This window comes from Leisingera sp. M658 (genome assembly GCF_025144145.1).
Lineage (GTDB): Bacteria > Pseudomonadota > Alphaproteobacteria > Rhodobacterales > Rhodobacteraceae > Leisingera.
Window position 1 is genome coordinate 4,067,480 of record NZ_CP083546.1, and the last position, 17,889, is coordinate 4,085,368.

At 59.0% G+C, this 17,889-nt stretch carries 18 protein-coding genes and 1 tRNA gene; 10 read left to right on the forward strand and 9 right to left on the reverse strand.

The genetic code is table 11. The features are described 5' to 3' along the window. The first annotated feature begins 178 nt into the window (after positions 1–178). The 9 genes from K3724_RS19830 to K3724_RS19870 all read left to right on the forward strand — a co-directional run bounded on the left by K3724_RS19830 (position 179) and on the right by K3724_RS19870 (position 6,961). A tRNA-Leu gene (locus K3724_RS19830) sits at positions 179–265 on the forward strand. 226 nt (positions 266–491) lie between these two features. Further along, on the forward strand, positions 492–1,973 hold the full coding sequence (locus K3724_RS19835; protein ID WP_259988490.1) for a M10 family metallopeptidase: 1,482 nt from the start codon (positions 492–494) through the stop codon (positions 1,971–1,973). Between the two features lie 159 nt (positions 1,974–2,132). After that, positions 2,133–2,747 carry a ribonuclease D gene (locus tag K3724_RS19840; RefSeq protein ID WP_259988492.1) on the forward strand — a complete coding sequence of 205 codons (615 nt, stop codon included), beginning with the start codon at positions 2,133–2,135 and terminating at the stop codon, positions 2,745–2,747. Further along, positions 2,744–3,712 carry an SIS domain-containing protein gene (locus tag K3724_RS19845; protein ID WP_259988495.1) on the forward strand — a complete coding sequence of 323 codons (969 nt, stop codon included), beginning with the start codon at positions 2,744–2,746 and terminating at the stop codon, positions 3,710–3,712. Before K3724_RS19840 ends, K3724_RS19845 begins: the two co-directional genes overlap by 4 nt. Before the next feature lie 23 nt (positions 3,713–3,735). Continuing rightward, complete coding sequence (gene lptC, locus K3724_RS19850; RefSeq protein ID WP_259988497.1) at positions 3,736–4,335, forward strand: LPS export ABC transporter periplasmic protein LptC; 600 nt, start codon at positions 3,736–3,738, stop codon at positions 4,333–4,335. Between the two features lie 3 nt (positions 4,336–4,338). Further along, positions 4,339–4,851 carry a lipopolysaccharide transport periplasmic protein LptA gene (gene lptA / locus K3724_RS19855; RefSeq protein ID WP_259988500.1) on the forward strand — a complete coding sequence of 171 codons (513 nt, stop codon included), beginning with the start codon at positions 4,339–4,341 and terminating at the stop codon, positions 4,849–4,851. Continuing rightward, entirely contained in the window at positions 4,851–5,609 is a 759-nt protein-coding gene (gene lptB, locus K3724_RS19860; RefSeq protein WP_129372594.1) for an LPS export ABC transporter ATP-binding protein, read from the forward strand. Before lptA ends, lptB begins: the two co-directional genes overlap by 1 nt. Before the next feature lie 270 nt (positions 5,610–5,879). After that, complete coding sequence (gene hpf / locus K3724_RS19865; protein ID WP_129372595.1) at positions 5,880–6,440, forward strand: ribosome hibernation-promoting factor, HPF/YfiA family; 561 nt, start codon at positions 5,880–5,882, stop codon at positions 6,438–6,440. A gap of 56 nt (positions 6,441–6,496) precedes the next feature. Further along, on the forward strand, positions 6,497–6,961 hold the full coding sequence (locus K3724_RS19870) for a PTS sugar transporter subunit IIA (RefSeq protein ID WP_129372596.1): 465 nt from the start codon (positions 6,497–6,499) through the stop codon (positions 6,959–6,961). Positions 6,962–7,190: 229 nt separating this feature from the next. Here K3724_RS19870 and K3724_RS19875 read toward each other — a convergent pair whose 3' ends face one another. From K3724_RS19875 to cysQ, 8 genes are all read right to left on the reverse strand, one after another. Next, positions 7,191–8,627, reverse strand: coding sequence for a sulfotransferase domain-containing protein (locus K3724_RS19875; RefSeq protein ID WP_259988504.1), 1,437 nt, complete (start codon positions 8,625–8,627; stop codon positions 7,191–7,193). Positions 8,628–8,633: 6 nt separating this feature from the next. Continuing rightward, positions 8,634–10,334: a beta-1,6-N-acetylglucosaminyltransferase gene (locus K3724_RS19880; RefSeq protein WP_259988506.1), complete on the reverse strand. Its 1,701-nt coding sequence runs from the start codon at positions 10,332–10,334 to the stop codon at positions 8,634–8,636. Then, positions 10,331–11,317, reverse strand: coding sequence for a glycosyltransferase family 2 protein (locus tag K3724_RS19885; RefSeq protein ID WP_259992703.1), 987 nt, complete (start codon positions 11,315–11,317; stop codon positions 10,331–10,333). Before K3724_RS19885 ends, K3724_RS19880 begins: the two co-directional genes overlap by 4 nt. Before the next feature lie 193 nt (positions 11,318–11,510). After that, entirely contained in the window at positions 11,511–12,551 is a 1,041-nt protein-coding gene (locus tag K3724_RS19890; RefSeq protein ID WP_259988508.1) for a glycosyltransferase family 2 protein, read from the reverse strand. Between the two features lie 7 nt (positions 12,552–12,558). Further along, positions 12,559–13,542: a UDP-glucose 4-epimerase GalE gene (gene galE / locus K3724_RS19895; RefSeq protein ID WP_259988510.1), complete on the reverse strand. Its 984-nt coding sequence runs from the start codon at positions 13,540–13,542 to the stop codon at positions 12,559–12,561. Positions 13,543–13,587: 45 nt separating this feature from the next. Next, entirely contained in the window at positions 13,588–14,481 is an 894-nt protein-coding gene (gene galU / locus K3724_RS19900; RefSeq protein ID WP_259988512.1) for a UTP--glucose-1-phosphate uridylyltransferase GalU, read from the reverse strand. A gap of 177 nt (positions 14,482–14,658) precedes the next feature. After that, positions 14,659–15,459, reverse strand: coding sequence for a 3-deoxy-manno-octulosonate cytidylyltransferase (locus tag K3724_RS19905; protein WP_259988514.1), 801 nt, complete (start codon positions 15,457–15,459; stop codon positions 14,659–14,661). Continuing rightward, positions 15,459–16,256 carry a 3'(2'),5'-bisphosphate nucleotidase CysQ gene (gene cysQ, locus K3724_RS19910; RefSeq protein ID WP_259988516.1) on the reverse strand — a complete coding sequence of 266 codons (798 nt, stop codon included), beginning with the start codon at positions 16,254–16,256 and terminating at the stop codon, positions 15,459–15,461. Before cysQ ends, K3724_RS19905 begins: the two co-directional genes overlap by 1 nt. A 112-nt stretch (positions 16,257–16,368) precedes the next feature. Between cysQ and K3724_RS19915 the strand changes: the two genes are divergently transcribed. Beyond that, the gene (locus K3724_RS19915) at positions 16,369–17,190 is read left to right on the forward strand and encodes an ABC transporter permease (RefSeq protein ID WP_259988518.1); all 822 of its coding nucleotides are present in this window, start codon (positions 16,369–16,371) and stop codon (positions 17,188–17,190) included. A gap of 75 nt (positions 17,191–17,265) precedes the next feature. Here K3724_RS19915 and K3724_RS19920 read toward each other — a convergent pair whose 3' ends face one another. After that, positions 17,266–17,868 carry an alpha-ketoglutarate-dependent dioxygenase AlkB gene (locus K3724_RS19920; RefSeq protein WP_259988520.1) on the reverse strand — a complete coding sequence of 201 codons (603 nt, stop codon included), beginning with the start codon at positions 17,866–17,868 and terminating at the stop codon, positions 17,266–17,268. Positions 17,869–17,889: the final 21 nt, after the last annotated feature.

Below are 17,889 nucleotides of genomic sequence, written 5' to 3' on the forward strand. Positions count from 1 at the left end.
CAGGATCAAATCAGACGTCGTTTTGACGTCTGTTGCGGCGTCAGAGTCGCTTCTTCAACACGCTGATTTAAAACGTAAAAAATTTATAGCCCCGATTCTTTCGGAAATCCGGCATCCACGTGCATTTTCTGTTTGACGGCCCCAACAAACCGCCTTATACGCCGGTCTCACGACACCTGCCCAGGTGGCGGAATTGGTAGACGCGCTAGCTTCAGGTGCTAGTGTTCGTAAGGACGTGGAGGTTCGAGTCCTCTCCTGGGCACCACTCCCCAAAATGATGCAACACCCAAAACTCTTGGAGTTTTGCAAAGTCAGGCCGCTTTGCCAGCCGCCGAGCTGACCATCAGCATCCAGGGTTACAACCCCGGAGCACAATTAATCCAAGCACTTTGATTACGGGTTCCCCTGCGAATTGCAGTTTGCGCACCTTGCGCGAAGTCGCTCAAATCGATACACGCCTAGGCTGTTCACACACTTTTACGGAGCGCATTATGGCGACACCTCAATTTGGCGGCCTCGGCGAAATGGCGGCCTATCTCACCGATGGATTCTGGCAAGACAATGGCCTTGGCCGCCGCAGTTTTGATACTTCCCAAAGCAATGTGATCACGGTCAATATCACCGGCCTTACCACTGCGGGCAAAAAACTCGCCCGCAACGCCATGGAAGCCTGGGAAACCGTTGCTGACATCAAATTTCAGGAAACAACAGGTTCGGCGCAAATTAATTTTGACGACGAGGGCAGCGGAGCCTTCACCAGTTTCAACATGTCCGGAAACGTCATTAGTTCCGCAGCAATCAACATCGACAACAACTGGCACGGCGGCCAGACTTGGTCCAACTCCTATACTCAGCAAACCTATATCCACGAACTGGGTCACGCCCTAGGCCTGGGCCATCAGGGAAACTACAACGGCTCAGCGGACTATACGACCGACGCCACCTTTACCAATGACAGTTGGCTGCGGTCGGTAATGTCCTATTTTGATCAGGACGAGAACCCGACAGTTGATGCCAGCAAGGCTTATGTCATCTCGGCGATGAGGGTGGACATTATCGCGATACAAGAATTGTATGGCGCCCCTGGCAGCAGCAGCGCCACTGCTGGCAATACCACTTGGGGGGTAAACTCCAACCTTGATGGTGCTCTTGGAGACCTGTTTGACAGCTGGACCGATGGATCTGACCCAAACATCGCCAACCTGCCAACTGCCTTCACAATTTATGACAAAGACGGCAAAGACACACTGGACGTCAGCAACTTTTCCAGCGGCAGCAACATCGACATGCGCGACAGCAAGTTATCCGATGTTGGCGGGCTGTCGGGCAATATCGCAATCGCCCGCGACACTGTCCTGGAGAACCTGACCACCGGGATTGGCGACGATACCGTGACCGGCAACAGCTCTGACAACTTCATCAAAACCGGCGATGGCAAGGATTCGGCCAAGGGCGCCGACGGCGAGGATACGATTTGGGGGCTATCCGGGGAGGACACACTCTTTGGCGAAGATGGAAACGACACGCTGAATGGCGGCAAGGGCAATGACAAATTGTACGGCGGGAAGCACAGCGATACATTGGTCGGCAGCCTCGGACACGACACAATGTTTGGCGGTACTGGCTCCGACAATCTGCATGGAGGGTATCACCAGGATCTGCTCTACGGCGGCGGCGGCAATGATACACTAACTGGCGCCAATGGGGATGATTTCCTGAAGGGGAACTCAGGGGCCGACATTTTTGTCTTTGGCGATGGTCACGGCGATGACACCATTCGAGACTTCGACGCCACCAGCAATAGCGAACGCATTGACTTCTCCGGCCTCTCCTCGCTGAACTCCATCTCCGAAGTCCGGGCAGCGGCAACCCAAACCGGCGACGACGTGCTCCTCCAGACCGGCGACGGCAATTCAATTCTGCTGAGGGATGTGCAGTACAGCGACTTGCACAATGGCGACTTCCTTTTCTGATCCTTGCGCGCCATTCGCGGGGGCTGGCTGCCCGGCCTCCGCACTTGCAGTCCAGTCACCACCGCTCCCGAATGACAGCGACCGTTGAGTTTGCACGGCAAACCACCTATTTCCCCAGTACGGCACCCTTCGGGGCAATTTGAACACAGGGGAACACCAGTGGCCAACCACCTTTACAAGAACGACCTGCCCGACGGGCTGGATCTCGGTTCCGTCGTCGCAATTGACTGCGAGACAATGGGGTTGAACCCGCATCGTGACCGGCTTTGCGTGATTCAGATGTCCGGCGGCGACGGCAATGCCCATATCGTGCAGGTCGAAAAGGGCCAGACCGAAGCGCCCAACCTGTGCCGGATGCTGGAAGATGCAAATGTGTTGAAACTGTTCCATTTCGGCCGCTTCGATATTGCCGCCATGCACCACGCATTCGGCGCCCTCGCGGCCCCTGTCTATTGCACCAAGATCGCCAGCCGCCTGGTCCGCACGTACACCGACCGGCACGGGTTGAAGAACCTGACCCAGGAACTCTTGGCCATCGACATATCCAAACAGCAGCAGATGAGCGACTGGGGCGCAGAGGAACTGACCGATGCACAGCTTGAGTATGCCGCCTCCGACGTGCTCCACCTGCACAAGCTGCGCAAGGCCCTGGACAAGCGCCTGGCCCGCGAAGGCCGCACCGGAATGGCGCAGGCCTGCTTTGACTTCCTCCCCATGCGTGCCAAGCTGGACCTGGCCGGCTGGCCCGAAATCGACATCTTTGCGCACTCATGACTGATACAGAAAAACTCCTCGTCACCGCACGGCAGGTGATCACCGATGAAGCCAGGGCGCTGGACACCCTGGCCGAAAGCCTGGACGGACGCTTTGCCGAAGCGGTGCAGCTGATCCTGCAGGCCAAGGGCCGCATCATTGTCAGCGGCATCGGTAAATCCGGCCATATCGGCCACAAGATCGCCGCCACCCTGGCCTCGACCGGCACGCCGGCCTATTTCGTGCACCCCGCAGAGGCCAGCCATGGTGATCTGGGAATGCTCTCTGAAGGCGATGTGGTGCTGGCGATCTCCAACTCGGGCGAGGCGCCGGAACTGGCCAATCTGCTGGTTTTCACCCGCCGTTTCGGCATTCCCCTCATAGGGCTGTCGAGCAAGATGGACAGCGCCCTGATGAAGCAAGCGGATGTGCACCTGCAAATCCCCTCGCTGGGCGAGGCCTGCGGATTTGGCATGGTGCCTTCCATTTCCACCACGCTGACACTGGCAATGGGCGATGCGCTGGCGATAGCACTGATGAAATACCGGGATTTCCGCCCGGAGAACTTCCGCGACTTCCACCCTGGCGGCAAACTGGGGGCGCAGCTCAGCAAGGTGCGCGACCTGATGCATGCTGGCGATGCCCTGCCGCTTGTCACTGAGAACACGCCGATGTCCGATGCGCTGATCGAAATCAGCCAGAAGGGATTTGGTGTGGCGGGTGTGGTTGCCGCAGACGGATCCTTGGCCGGCATCATAACAGACGGCGATTTGCGCCGCCACATGGACGGCCTGCTGGACAAGTCTTCCGCCGAAGTCATGACCGCAAGCCCCGCCTCTATCACCCCCGGCGCAATGGCCCAGGAGGCTGTCGCCGTGATGAACCAGCGCAAAATCACTTGCCTGTTCGTGGTTGATCCGGACAATGGCGGCAAGGCCGAGGGCTTGTTGCACATCCACGATTGCCTGCGCGCAGGCCTGGGCTGACGCAAGCCCGGAGGAGGAAAAGCATGGACAGCTACTCCAGAGCCGTTGCCTATCTTAAGGTACTGCTGCCGCTGGCCGCACTGGTTCTGATGTCCACCATGTTCCTGATCTCCCGCGGGGTGAACACCGACGCGGTGATCCCCTTTGCCCAAAAGGAAATCGAAGACCGGATGAAAGGCCAGCAAGTCACTGCCCCTTTCTTTTCCGGCACCACCGCACAGGGCGATGAAATTATGGTCACTGCTGCGCTCGCCCGTCCCGGCGGCGACGGCACACCCGCAGTTGCCAGCGATCTTTCCGCTGAATTCGATCTGGCTGAGGGCGGCAGGATCACGCTTAAATCGGAAAGCGGTGCGATCCACCCTGGCCGGGACATGGCGCGCTTTACCGGTAATGTGATTATCACCTCCGCAGACGGGCTGATTGTCGAGACCGAAGAGCTGAACACAGCGCTTAGCGGGCTTGAAGCCGACAGTCCCGGCTCAGTCCGTGCGACTGGCCCGATCGGCGAGCTGACCGCCGGTAATATGCGTATCGGAGTGAAAACCGAGGGCGGACCGGTCCATATGCTGTTCAAAAACGGGGTGAAGCTGCTATATGAACCCCAGAAACCGGAAAGATAACCTGTGTCCTATTTGCGCGCATTGATTTTTTGCCTGCCGCTCGCGGTATTTCCCAGCCTCGCGGCGGCGCAGACGGCATCCGTCGCTTTTGGCGCCGTCAAGGCCGACCCCAGCCAGCCGGTTGAAGTCACCGCCGACAATCTGGCGGTTAACCAAGCAAATGGCTCGGCAGAGTTTACCGGCAATGTGCTCATTATTCAGGGCATCATGCGGCTGTCCGCAGACAAGGTTCTGGTGATTTACAAAACCGCCGACGAAGCAGACGCCAAAGCGGGCATAGAACGGCTGGAAGCCACCGGCAATGTGGTTCTGGTAAGCGGCCCGGACGCCGCCGAGGCACAGCGCGCCGAATACACCATTGACCAAGGCACTATCGTGATGACTGGCAATGTGCTCCTGAACCAGAAAAGCGGTACCTTGGCTTCCAACCGGCTTGAGGTGAACCTGACTTCCGGCACTGCCAAAATGGCCGGCCGGGTGAAGACTATCCTGAACCCGAACGGCGGCAGCAACTGATGGCGAAACCTGGTCTGACCGTCACCGAAGGCTCCTCCGGGCTGCGTATTGAAAAACTGCGCAAATCCTACCGCAAACGGGTGGTGATCCGCGACGTGTCAATGTCGCTGAACCGCGGCGAGGTGGTGGCATTGCTGGGTCCCAACGGGTCTGGCAAGACCACCAGCTTCTACGCCATTGCAGGTCTGGTTTTCCCCGAAGCGGGCACCGTCAGCATCGACGGCCAGAACGTAACCGGCCTGCCGATGTACCGGCGCGCTCGCCTTGGCATCGGCTATCTGCCACAGGAAATGTCGATCTTCCGCGGCCTGTCGGTGGAGGACAACATCTCCGCAGTGCTCGACATCTCGCAAAAACACGAACACAAACGCCGCGAGCGGCTGGAAGAACTGCTGTCCGATTTCTCGATCGAGCACCTGCGCCGCGCACCCGCGTTGGCGCTGTCAGGCGGTGAACGGCGCCGGGTTGAGATTGCCCGCTGCCTGGCAGCGGACCCGAAATACCTGTTGCTCGACGAACCCTTTGCCGGCGTCGACCCGATCTCAGTCGGCGATATCCGCCATTTGGTTTCCGACCTCAAGAAACGCGGTATCGGCGTGCTGATCACAGACCACAACGTGCGCGAGACCCTGGAGATCGTGGACCGGGCCTATATCCTGCATGACGGCCAGGTGCTGATGTCCGGCAGCCCCGAGGAAGTGGTTGAAAACGAAAACGTCCGCCGGGTTTACCTCGGCGACAACTTCCGCATTTCCTGACTTCCGCAGTCAAAGCCGGACAACCGAAAATATGCCCGAAACCTGTGTTTCTTTTTCCGGGTTATCCATTGACTCTCCCGCTGTCTTGCCGTCGAATTGACCCATGGCATACGCGCAGACCGATGCAATCCGCTTAGCAGCCTTGGCGACAAGGCCCGGACGGATGCAACCGGATGCCTGGCCTGCCCCCCGGTTCCAGACCTGACGTGACAGCGCCAAGGATTGCCTTGGCGACGGGTTTGGGCCGCAATAATTCGTAAAGGAGATCACATGCGTTACAAAATAAGCGGTAAACAGATCGACATCGGCGAAGCTCTGCAAACCCATGTGCAGAACGAGCTGGGTTCGGCCGTTCAGAAATATGCAGAACGGCCGACCGACGCGACAGTGGTCTTTTCCCGTTCGGCGCATGAATATGTGTGTGAAGCCACCGTCCATCTGTCGACCGGGCTGAGCGCTCAGGCCAAGGCGCACGAAACCGAAATCTACGCCGCATTCGACTCTTGCTGCGAAAAGATGGAAAAACAGCTGCGCCGTTACAAACGCCGCTTAAAAGACCACCACAAGGATCGCAGCGAACCGGTTGAACATTTGGGCGCCAATTCGTATATCCTCGCCTCTGAGGAAGCGGAAACAACCGAGCCGGACTCGCTGCAGCCGATCATCGTCGCCGAAATGGAGACTCGCATACCGTCCCTGTCTGTCGGGGAAGCGGTGATGCAGATGGAAATTGCAGGTGCACCGGTTCTGGTCTTCCGCAAAGAAGGCAAAGACGGGTTGAATGTGGTCTACCGCCGCGAAGACGGCAACATCGGCTGGATCGATCCGTAATCACATCTAAGGCATCGGCGCCCCTCAACAACGGGGCGCCGGAACGGAGCAGACACATGCAGATTTCCAGCATCCTCAAGCCAGAGGCCGTCCGGGTGATCGGTGCGGCCTCAAGCAAGAAGCGCTTGTTTCAGGAAATTGCAGACATTGCTCAATTTGCATACGGGCTGGACGCCCAGGCAACGGTCGAGGCTTTGCTGGACCGCGAAAGCCTGGGCCCCACTGGGGTTGGCCATGGCGTCGCCCTGCCGCATGCCAGGCTGGACACTGTCAGCGAAGTCCGCGGCATCTTCCTGATCCTGGAGAAGCCGCTGGACTTCGGAGCGGTGGACCGCCAGCCAGTGGATATTGCCTTTGCCCTGTTTGCTCCGGAAGATGCCGGCGTCGAGCATTTGAAAGCGCTGGCGCTGGTGTCACGCACCCTGCGCGAACAAAGCTTCTGCACCAAACTGCGCGCCAACCACGACCCGGCAACGCTTTATACCATCCTGACCGAAGATCAGTCCGTCCAAGCGGCGTGATCTCGGGGCCGCGTCTGCCCGCACCTGATTTTCCCGGTTTTTCTGCGCGTTTGCTTGCGGCCAGGAATTACTATTCCGCCGCTTCTTTCCCGCAAGCTCTCTCGTCCGTCATCAGCCGCCATCCCGCGGAACTCTTCCCGTTGGACCAGGCCCACGACCGCCCCGGAGGTTTACCTCAGCCAAATCTCCGGCGGCACGGTAACACTGCGCCTGCATTCATGCTGCCGGATCAGCCTGCACGCCAGGGACCAAAGCCAAACGCCAGATAGTCGCGCTGGTAAACAGAGGCAATCAGCGCCTCCAGATCCGCGTCGTAAATATCATCCAATGCAAAGGGCACCTGCGGCGCAGCGGCCGGCACCGTTCCCGGCTCCATCCGACCCTGCCTGCGAGCCAGTGCAGGCAGATCCTCACTCATCTCCGCCTCGCGGATCAGCAAATCCGGAGGCCCAAGTTCAGCAAACCCGGCCAGTACCTGGCTTTGGCTGACCCATTCCGCATCCGCCCGGATCGACGTCTGCCCTGACAGATTGGCCCGGACAAAATTCAGAAAACCGGCAAAAGCGTCCCGGTGCTGCGCACGGGTATACCCGTCGTCCGGCCCTTCCTCTGGCAAAACCAGCCCGAACTGCCGCCGCAGGGTATTGCGAATGGCCCGGAAGCTGCCCTCGCCGGCATTCAGGATCCGGTGGCAGAACACCGCATGCGCCCGCGCCGCAGGGTGGCGAAGAATGGTAAAGCTGCGGAACCCCTTATTGCCGCGTTTCCACTGGCGCAGCTGTTTCTGGTTCATGCCCTGGATCAACCCGTCTGGCGCCACGTGATCCAGCCCAGCCATCCATTGCACGACTTCGCGCTCTGGTCCGCCCTTGAGCGGCAAGTATAACAGCGGCGTCACCACCCCTGCCACATACCCAGGCACCGCCGGGCCGCGGCGCGGCTCGAAATTCGGAGTGCGGGTCAAGTTGAAGCGGTCCATGCCTGACAGTGCCTCTTGCATTGCGTCAGGGTTTGCCACCTTAGCCAGAACCGGCGCCGGGTTCTGTCGCTTGAGGCTCTCATCCAGCGCCTCAAGCCGCTGGGACACTCCCAGCCAGCGTGCCAGCCCGTTCATCACCTCAACGCTTTGCAGATCCTCATAGGCTACGTAGAACGCCGTCTGGCCCAGCGACTGCAGCCGGTTCAGCAACGTGACCTGGAAATCTTGCAACGCCCCTACATGGGCGGAAAATTCCGCTGCATCAAACCGCGCTTTGGCTTCCTTGCGGCGCTTTACATCGGTCAGCTTCCACTGCCCGGTGGCCTTGGCAATCTTCCAGGACACATAACTGTCCAGCGGGTTGCGGGTTAGGATGATCTTGGCACAGCGCGGATCCTCCAGCATCAGGTCCAGCACCCGCGGATCATGGTCATGGAAGTAGCGGCAGCCGCCCAGCGCCTTTGGATCTGCCTTGATCTGCTGGATCAGCCGGGCTGGATCCGCTTCCCGCATAGCCTGAGTCACCCCCAGAATATCGCTCTTGTTCGGATAGCCGATGAAATGCGGATTGAAGGCTTCGCCGTGGCAGGCAAGCCCGTCAAAAGCATTCAGATTGGTCTCCAGAAAGTTGGAGCCCGTCCGCATTTCAGCAAAGACAACAAAATAGTCGAATGAGGAATCAGACATCAGAATTTATCGTACCAGATAGGGTTTGCGTTGCGGCTTGGAGAGGCTGACAGGGCTTTGCTCAACCGGGAAATCCCCCATCAAATAGGGATGCATGCCCTGGTTCTTCAGATTCTGCAAAAACTGCCCAAAGCCCTCAAGGTCCGTCATTTTGGGAGCCTCGCTCAGATGACGCGCCGCAAGAGGACCGATTTCGTCAATGATCGTCTGCAATGGCTCCATTGGCGCCTCTACGAACTCTGCCATACTCCAGATCCGGACCCTTGCCTTGGTCCATTGCGAGCGCAGGATCTGCAATTGCTCAGCCTCGGTCTGCTGCAGCTTTGCCGCTTCCTGCCGGAGTTCCGTGAAGTTGCGGTTGGATTTGAACAGCGGCACTGCCCAGGCACCGCTGATGACGGAAATCTGCACATTTGCATCCCGTGCCAGCAGCCAGTTCACTGCCTGGTTGTCCCCTGGCCCGAACTGAAAGCACTGCCGTTCGCCGCGGGTGTTCCAAATCAGGCTGGTGAGAAAGCTTTCGGGATTGTAGTCACGGATCCTGGCATGGCCGTTGAGGCAGCCATTGACCAGTCTCTGCCCTTCGGAGAACGCCGCCCCTTCCGGTGCAAATATGTGCCCATGAACACGCGCCCCGGTGGTTCGAGCCAGCCAGGTTTCAAAATCGTCGAACAGTTCGGTAAAGCCCTGAAACACTGAATAGGGGCTGGAAGTGATGCCATTCTCCGAGCCTTGGCCGGGAAACCGGCTTTGCATGTATAAACCGGGTCTGCCGCGGGTGCGCCGCTCTACCGCCTTGGCAAAGATCCGGTCGATTTTGCCCGGGTTCGGCTCGGTCCGCTTCATTGCGCCGGCAGAGTCGGTCAGGAACGCCTGATACAGACGTTCTGCATGTGGCCAGATCTTGCGGGCAACAAAACAGTCTGACCGGCGCAGAAGCTGCAAATGATCATCGTAGAAGATATGCGGCTTACCCTGGAAATCGAATTTCGACAGCGTCAGCGAGCGGCTTTCGATATTGCTGGAATACTGCCGCACCAAAGTCTGGAAATAGCTCTCATCCGGAATCCAGACCTTGCGGAAATAGGTATCATAAACCGGACGTTCAGGATCCTCCAGGATCGCCGACAGGGTTTGCCGGGTCAGGCACCACCACTGGCTCCCCATATGCGGCACCAGCCCGGGGGGAACCCGGCGCCTGATGCGCAACTTGCGCTGCAAATCCACGTAGCGGTCGAACAGATAGCGGTGTTTCTTCCAGGAAAACGGGAACCGCAAAGTGAACCGCTCGTGGCTGAGCCCGCCGACAATCCATGGCACATCCGCAGTGGTGGCGCTTTCGATGAAATCGGTGCGCGGGCGGGCTGCCAGGTAATCGATCAGCTCCTGCACCGGCCGGAGCGGCAGGCACGACCCGGAGGCCAGATAGACATGGCGCACTAACGGAAACTCCGCCAGCATCACCTCGGACGCCGATTGCGACGCCGCAACAATCCCCCAAGTGCCCCATTCGCACCGGTGGCGGGCGGAAAACCGGACCAGCGGATCATCCGCCAGCACGTCTTTGAAACGGGTGAACGCCTGATGCCCGACGTTGCGGTCCACATGCAGCACCACCGGGCAACCGCTGGCGGTCCAGTGCCGCACCACCTGCGCTGCCCGATCCAGCGCGGTATGCACAAGCATGACGACCCCAACCGCGCTCATGCCCAGTTTCCTTTGGACATCATCCCCAAAATTTCAAGCTGGCGCCAGTTGATGTATTTTTCACTCCATTTGCACCACAGCTCCGGCTGCTCCGCCAGTTTGCCTGCATAAGCCTTATACTCTGTGGAGCTGGCATAATGCTGCCCGCGGACCAGCTCCTCCTGCGCCTTTACGGTAAAGGTATCGAGGAACTTGGTATGCAGCAGCGCCCCGCTTGCCTTCTCACCGCCATCAGTCTCATAGACCTGGTTCAATCCGCGCGGCAGCAGCGCGTGGGTAGAGCTGGCATAGGCATAGCGGCGGTGCCATTTGACGAGCGGTATCTTGTTCAGCGCCGGCGCCCGTTGGGGCTGATCTGCAAAGAACACCCGCGACCGCGGCCCGCCCTGAATCCACAAATTGCCGTATTCCGGGTTGCGGCTGATTGTATAGTTGCCGCTGTCAAACCAATGGGCAATCTCCAAAGGATTCTGCCCCGTCTGATACGGTACCTCGCCAATCCTGCCCTTGGGATAGACATCAATCAGCATAGCCGAAAAACTGCGGATCGCGGAATTGTCCAGCCAGTCAGTCAATGCGCGGATCGGCCGGGTGTCGCAAAACGGGTAGATAAAAAACTCATCCGGATCGACCACCAGAACCCAATGCCCATGCGCATACTTGCGTTTCAGGCCGTTCATCCAGTCGATGCCGAAACCTGAACGCTTGTAGCTCGCCGTAGTGTGCCACAGCGAAACATCGTCCGTGCCGCGTAAATAGTCGGCGCTGCCGTCGGTGGAACCATTGTCGACAAACAGGAAATGGTTGATCCCCATGCCGCGGTAATACTGCAAGAAGTAGGGCAGCCGGATCTGCTCGTTGCGCATGGTGCAGACCAGCAGGATATCCCCTGGCCGGATAGCTTTGGTGTTGTCCTGCACAACGGTCAGCTCACTGGATTTGCGCACCGCACGGACCAGACGCCGCTTGCGCCGCAACCGCATCCGGTAAGAATCCCAAAGCCCCACGTTCACTCCAAACCAATATCCAGGGAGCGCACTCACCCGTTCAGGCCTAACAGGACCTGCCTCAAGTTTCCGCGCAATATGTCACGGGAACATTGTATTAACAACGAATTTAGAAACAGTTACGCATCCGCACGGCCTGGCTGCAACAGTTCAGTGGCCGTTCGGTAATTCACCAGTTGATCGGTGTCATCAACCCAAGCGCTGCCAGCTGCTCCGGATCTTGGTACCGAACCGATCCAGAATGCCACAAATCCGGAGTTCCCGAGATCCCATCGTAGTAGCCGTCAAACTGTTGCGGTGTGTGAAAGTGCTGCTGCCGCTGTTTTTCTGTTGCTGACTTGGAAACAATCTCGGGCAGGAACTTGGTGTGCAGCAGAATTCCTGAGGGTTCCGCCCCTCCTGGCCCGTCATAGAGCGCGTTCATCAGCGGCGGCAGCAGCGAATGGGTTGAGTTCATATAGGCATAGCGGCGGTTCCAGCGGATCAGAGGCAGCTTGTTCAGCGTCGGAGACCGTTCCGGCTGCTCTTGAAAAAACATTCTCTCGCGGGCGCCGCCCTGAACCCAAAGGTTGCCCATCGGCTGCTGCCGAACGGCCCGGTACGGCCCCGCATCAAACCATTGCATCACGTCACAAGGGTTCTGGCCGGGCACATAGCTTTGCCCGCCCAGCGGTCCCTTGGGGTAGAGATCAAGCATCAGTGCGCCAAAGCCCTGGCGCCCTTGCTGTTCCAGGTTTTGCGTCAGGTCGTCCAGCCCGTGTTCTTCCATACCGGAATAGACCAACAGCTCATCCGCATCGACTGTCAGGCACCAACGGCCATGGCCGTAGCGGATCAGAAGCCAGCCCAACCAGTCCAGGCCAAAGCGCGCTTCCCGGTAGCTGGCAGCTGTCTGCCACACAGAGACATCCGGCTGCGCCGCCAGCAGCTCGGCGCTGCCGTCATCGCTGCCATTGTCGACAACCAGGAAATGCGCGGCACCCAGGCGCCGGTAAAACTGCAGAAAAAAAGGCAGGCGGCTGATCTCGTTACGTAAAACGATAAAGACCAGAACCCCGTTTGCGGGGATCTGGTCTGTACGGTCAGCCATTTTGCGCATCTGGCGCCGGGCACGCAATGCCCGCCACAGCATCCGCCGCCGTTTCCACCGCATCCGGTAGGCCCCAGCGAGGCCCAGGGGCGGCATGTCAGCGGCAGCGGAGCGCGTCATGTTATGATCAGGCCTCGTAGTGGCCTGTCTTATGCCACTCCCAGGCATCGGCGATCATCACCTCCAGGGTTGAGCGGCGCGGCTCCCACCCCAGATCGGTGACCGCCCGGGTCGAGCCCGACACCAGCTTGGTGCAGTCTCCCGCCCGGCGCTCACCTGTGTTGCACGGTACCTTATGACCGGTCACCGCCTCGGCCTTGTCCATCACTTCGCGCACAGAAAAGCCAGAACCGGTGCCAAGGTTGAACACCTGGCTTCCCTTACCTGCTTCCAGCCACTTCAACCCCAGCACATGCGCGTCCACCAGATCGCAGACATGCACATAGTCGCGGATGCAGGTGCCATCCGGGGTATCGTAATCGGTGCCAAAGATGGTCAGCGCATCGCGCTTGCCTGCAACAGCATCCAGCACCAGCGGCACCAGATGGGTTTCGGGGCGGTGGAACTCGCCCACCTCTGCCTCTGGATCAGCACCCGCCACATTGAAATAGCGGAAAATAACCGACCGCAACCCGTTCGCAGCCCCAAAATCTTTGAGGATATCCTCCACCGCGCGCTTGGAGGCGCCATAGGCATTCAGTGGCAGCTGCGGCGTGTTCTCGTCCAGCACCACATTGTCATGCTCGCCATATGTGGCGCAGGTCGAGGAGAACACGAAATCCATACAACCTGCCGCCACTGCGGCCTCGATCAGGTTCAGCGACCCGCCTGTGTTGTTGGCCCAGTAGCGGCCCGGCTCGCTCATCGCTTCGCCAACCTGGCTGAGCGCTGCAAAATGCATCACAGCAGCAGGATTGTACTTGGCAAAGACCTCATCCAGCCGCGCCCGGTCATTCAAGTCGCCCCGCTCAAACGGGCCGAACTTCACCGCGCCCTGCCAGCCGGTCACCAGGTTGTCGTAGGTTACAGGGGTGTAGCCCGCCGCTTTCAGCGCCTTGCAGGCATGCGAACCAATATAGCCGGCACCGCCGGTCACCAGGATATGTGTCACTGTCTCTGCCCCATGCAGGGCCGCCCCGAAAGGCGGCCAGAGTGGTTATTGCGCGGCTTTGCCAACCTGCGCGATTTCGGAAATGTAGTTCATCAGATCATCCCGCAACTCTTCACGTGCCAGCGCAAAAGCGACAGTGGCCTGCAAAAAGCCGGCCTTGGAACCGCAATCAAACCGCTGGCCGCGGAACCGGTAGCCGTAAACCGGCACGTCCTGCGCTATGTCTTCGGCAATGGCGTCGGTCAGCTGGATCTCGCCGCCCGCACCCGACTTCATCTTGTTGAGGTTCTTCAATACAGAAGGCGACAGGATATAACGGCCGATCACAGCCAGGTTCGAAGGCGCCTCGCCTGCACTTGGCTTCTCTACCATCCCATTGGCCGCAACCACCTGACCCATGTCGTCCTTCACGTCAAGAACACCGTAAGACGAGGTTTTTTCAGGCGGAACCTCCATCGCAGCCACCATGTTGCCGCCGGTTTCCTCGTAGGCTTCGACCATCTGTTGCAGGCAGGGTTTTTCTGCCGCGATCACATCATCCGGCAGAATCACCGCAAAGGGTTCATTGGCGATCAGCCGGCGGGCACACCAGACCGCATGGCCCAGGCCCAGCGCCTTGTGCTGGCGGATATAGGCGATGGCACCGGATTCCATATTGGTGTCTTGCAGCAAATCCAGCAGATCCTGCTTACCCTTTTTACGCAGTTCCTGCTCCAGAACCGGTGAATGGTCAAAATAATCTTCGAGCGCACCTTTGCCGCGCGACGTGACAAAGATGAATTCCTTGATTCCAGCAGCGCGCGCCTCGTCGATGGCGTATTGCACCAGTGGCCGGTCGACCAATGTCATGATTTCTTTCGGAACGGATTTGGTTGCGGGAAGGAACCGCGTTCCCATGCCCGCAACGGGAAAAATAGCTTTAGTTACCTTTTTACGCATGGCGCTCTCTCAATACTAAAATTCCAGGCCGGATACCGCCCTCCCCGCAAGCGAGGAGAGGTAAAGCTCCGCTAGACCTGGCTGTCCCCAACAATTCGCGATGCGGCTGCCAGCGGTCCCGGGCTGCATCCCATCAGTGTGCTTCTGCCTGTGTCAGTACTTTTTACCATTCTTCGCCTACTCGTGACCCATCTTCTTCATCATCGTCTCCAGCCGCGGCACATCTTCCGGGTTATTCAGCTCCCAAAACTCGCGCCCTCGGGCTTCGACTTCGACACACAGAACTTTGCGGCCGTTCTCCAGGAAGCGCAGCTGTTCCAGCCCTTCCAGTTTCTCCAGCGGCCCCGCCGTCCAGCCAGAATACGCCGCCAAGGCGTCCGGGCGGTAGGCATAGACGCCGACATGGTGAAAGACCGGCGTATTTTCGCCATCACCAAAGGTCTGCGCGCAGTACGGGACCACTTCCTTAGTGAAATAGAGCGCACTGCGGTCTTCGGCAAATACTGCGGTGGTGCCGCCAACCCGGCCGGCCTTGCGATCGGCCAGAAGACTGTTCAGCGTCTCGCCATTGCAGCGCAGCACCGGTGTCGCCAGCCCCATGCCGGGCGCTGCACGCAGCCCCGCCACCAGATCTTCGACAAACCAGTGCGGCGTCAGCGGAGCGTCGCCCTGCAGGTTCACCACAATCTCATAACCGCCGCCCAGCGCTGCATGCGCCTCGGCGCAGCGTTCAGTGCCATTGCCGCAGGTCTCCGAAGTCATCACCACTTCGGCACCAAAGGCTTCGGCTGCCTGCCTGATGCGATCATCATCAGTCGCCACCACCACCCTGTCCACGCCTTGTACCGAGCAGGCCGCCCGCCAGGAGCGTTCCACCAGCGTGCGGGCCTCACCGGTGGCACCAGTCAGCGGCACCAGCGGCTTGCCGGGATAGCGGGTCGAGGCGTATCGGGCGGGGATGACGATCAGGACAGACATCAGGCTTTCTTCAGCTCCACAGCCGGCGCATAGGCAATGAAAAACGGGTTCGCATAACCTTCCTTGCCGTAAACAAGCGGGGAGTGATCGTCAAAACGCACCACTTTGCCGCCAGCACCGGCAAGCACCGCGTGACCGGCAGCTGTGTCCCACTCCATAGTGCGGCCGACACGCGGATACAGATCCGCCTCACCAGTGGCCACCAGGCAGAACTTCAGCGAAGAGCCGGCGCTTTTGCTGTCCTTCACATTGTACTTGCCGATATAATCGTCGGTTGCCTGGTCGCGGTGCGATTTCGACGCCACCACCATCAGCGCAGCGTTATCGCTGCCGGCGACCCGGATCGGCGTTGTTGCACCGATAGTTTCTGGATCGAACGCGCCGGTTTCCTCAACCGCGCTGCCATCCGCCAGGGTAAAGAACATCCGTTCTTTGGCCGGTGCATAGACCACGCCGCGGGTCGGCACGCCTTTTTCCACCAGTGCAATGTTCACAGTGAAATCGCCGCGGCGGTGAATAAATTCCTTGGTGCCGTCCAGCGGGTCGACAATCAGAAAGGTATCGCCGCGCTCTTTGTGCGAGTCAGACTGCTCTTCGGTGACCAGCATCATATCCGGGAAGGCCGCCCGCAGCCCGGCCGAGATCAACGCATCAGCAGCCTCATCCGCAGCTGTTACCGGGCTATCGTCGGATTTCACCTTCACGTCGAAATCGTCAGAATTATAGATCTCCATGATCTTTACGCCGGCTTCAATTGCCAGTCGGCGGATCACGGGCACCAGGTCTTCATACGTCACGCAGATCTCCCTAACATGGGTTTAATTGAAAATTTGCCTCTTGCCCCTTATGATGCGCAGATAGAGGAACGGCAAGCAGCCGCATCAAAATCGAGCAGAGAATACAGGACACATGTTTCAGCAGCGCACGCAGCAATCCTCATTGTCCGGGTTCCTCACGCTTGGCGAGGTGGTATTCCATTCGGTCGTGCGCAGCGTCCGATCCAAACACAACAATGCCTTTGCAGCCCTGGCGCTGAACATCTTGCAAGCCGTCCTCTTCGTCGGGGCGTTTTTTGCCATGTTCGCGTTGCTCGGCCTGCGCGGATCAGCCATTCGCGGCGATTTCCTGCTCTATGTTATGTCCGGTGTGTTTCTGTTCATGGTCCACACCAAAACCGTCGGTGCCGTTGCCGGTGCTGAGGGACCCAGCAGCCCGATGATGCAGCATGCGCCGATGAACACCATGGTGGCCATTCTATCTGCCGCAATCGGCGCGCTGTACATCCAAGTGCTGTCACTGTTCATCATCCTGTTTGTCTACCACGTCGCATTCACACCGGTGCATATCGAAGAGCCCATACCCGCCTTTGGCATGATTTTGCTGGCCTGGACCACCGGCGCATCTGTCGGGCTGGTGTTTCTGGTGCTGAAACCCTGGGCACCTGGGCTGGTGAGTATTCTGACGATGATCTACCAGCGCGCTAATATGATCGCGTCGGGCAAGATGTTCCTGGCCAACACGCTGCCCAGTTTCATGCTTGCCATGTTCGACTGGAACCCTCTGTTCCACTGCATCGACCAGGCCCGCGGCTTTGTCTTTATCAACTACAACCCGCATTTCAGTTCCTGGCAGTATGCTGCATGGGTCGCGCTGGTGCTGATCGTGATCGGCCTGATGGGCGAATTTTACACCCGCCGTCAGGTTTCCATCAGTTGGAGCGCACGGCGCTAGCCGCAGAACCCGGACCAAGACTTTTCAAAAAGTCTTGGCAAAAGTTTTCCTTAAAACTTTTGCGCCCTGCCGGCGTCACGCAACCATTCTGAGCGTCAGATTGATCCGGCCGCCCTTGGGCAGCAGCCGCGAAGACTTGAACCGGATCCGGTCCACCCCGTGATATGTCAGCCGCGCATCACCACCCATCACCACCGCATCGCCAGAGTTGAGCCAGACAGATTCCGTCTTGCCGCCACGGCTGCGGTTGCCGATCCGGAACAGCGCGTCATCGCCCAGGCTGATGGATACCACGGGGTAAGAGAAATCCGCCTCATCCTTGTCCTGATGCAGCCCCATCCGCGCTCCCTCTCCGTAGTAATTCAGCAAGCAGCATTCCGGTGCCCGCTCCAGCCCGGTCAATTGCCGCCAGATCTCCAATACTGCCTCCGGGATATCCGGCCAGTTCCGCCCTGAGGGGTGCTGCTCTGCATAGCGGTAGCCTGAGGCGTCAGAATACCAGCCGAATTGCCCCGCCGATGTCATCCGCACCGACATCTGCCCGCCCCCCGGCACCTTGGGTGAGAACAGCGGCGCCGCTTTCAGCACCGGCCGCAACGCGTCTATCAACGCTGCTTGCCGGGCCGGTTCAAGAAACCCCTTGTAGACATCAAATCCGCGCACACGCAGCAAGGTCATTGCCGTTCATCCATCCTTAAC

Coding starts and splice junctions, on each gene's coding strand:
- K3724_RS19835 (WP_259988490.1), top strand. CDS start 492: ATGGCGACACCTCAATTTGGCGGCCTCGGCGAAATGGCGGCCTATCTC.
- K3724_RS19845 (WP_259988495.1), top strand. CDS start 2,744: ATGACTGATACAGAAAAACTCCTCGTCACCGCACGGCAGGTGATCACC.
- lptC (WP_259988497.1), top strand. CDS start 3,736: ATGGACAGCTACTCCAGAGCCGTTGCCTATCTTAAGGTACTGCTGCCG.
- lptB (WP_129372594.1), top strand. CDS start 4,851: ATGGCGAAACCTGGTCTGACCGTCACCGAAGGCTCCTCCGGGCTGCGT.
- hpf (WP_129372595.1), top strand. CDS start 5,880: ATGCGTTACAAAATAAGCGGTAAACAGATCGACATCGGCGAAGCTCTG.
- K3724_RS19870 (WP_129372596.1), top strand. CDS start 6,497: ATGCAGATTTCCAGCATCCTCAAGCCAGAGGCCGTCCGGGTGATCGGT.
- K3724_RS19875 (WP_259988504.1), bottom strand. CDS start 8,627: ATGTCTGATTCCTCATTCGACTATTTTGTTGTCTTTGCTGAAATGCGG.
- K3724_RS19880 (WP_259988506.1), bottom strand. CDS start 10,334: ATGAGCGCGGTTGGGGTCGTCATGCTTGTGCATACCGCGCTGGATCGG.
- K3724_RS19885 (WP_259992703.1), bottom strand. CDS start 11,317: ATGCGGTTGCGGCGCAAGCGGCGTCTGGTCCGTGCGGTGCGCAAATCC.
- K3724_RS19890 (WP_259988508.1), bottom strand. CDS start 12,551: ATGACGCGCTCCGCTGCCGCTGACATGCCGCCCCTGGGCCTCGCTGGG.
- galU (WP_259988512.1), bottom strand. CDS start 14,481: ATGCGTAAAAAGGTAACTAAAGCTATTTTTCCCGTTGCGGGCATGGGA.
- K3724_RS19905 (WP_259988514.1), bottom strand. CDS start 15,459: ATGTCTGTCCTGATCGTCATCCCCGCCCGATACGCCTCGACCCGCTAT.
- K3724_RS19915 (WP_259988518.1), top strand. CDS start 16,369: ATGTTTCAGCAGCGCACGCAGCAATCCTCATTGTCCGGGTTCCTCACG.
- K3724_RS19920 (WP_259988520.1), bottom strand. CDS start 17,868: ATGACCTTGCTGCGTGTGCGCGGATTTGATGTCTACAAGGGGTTTCTT.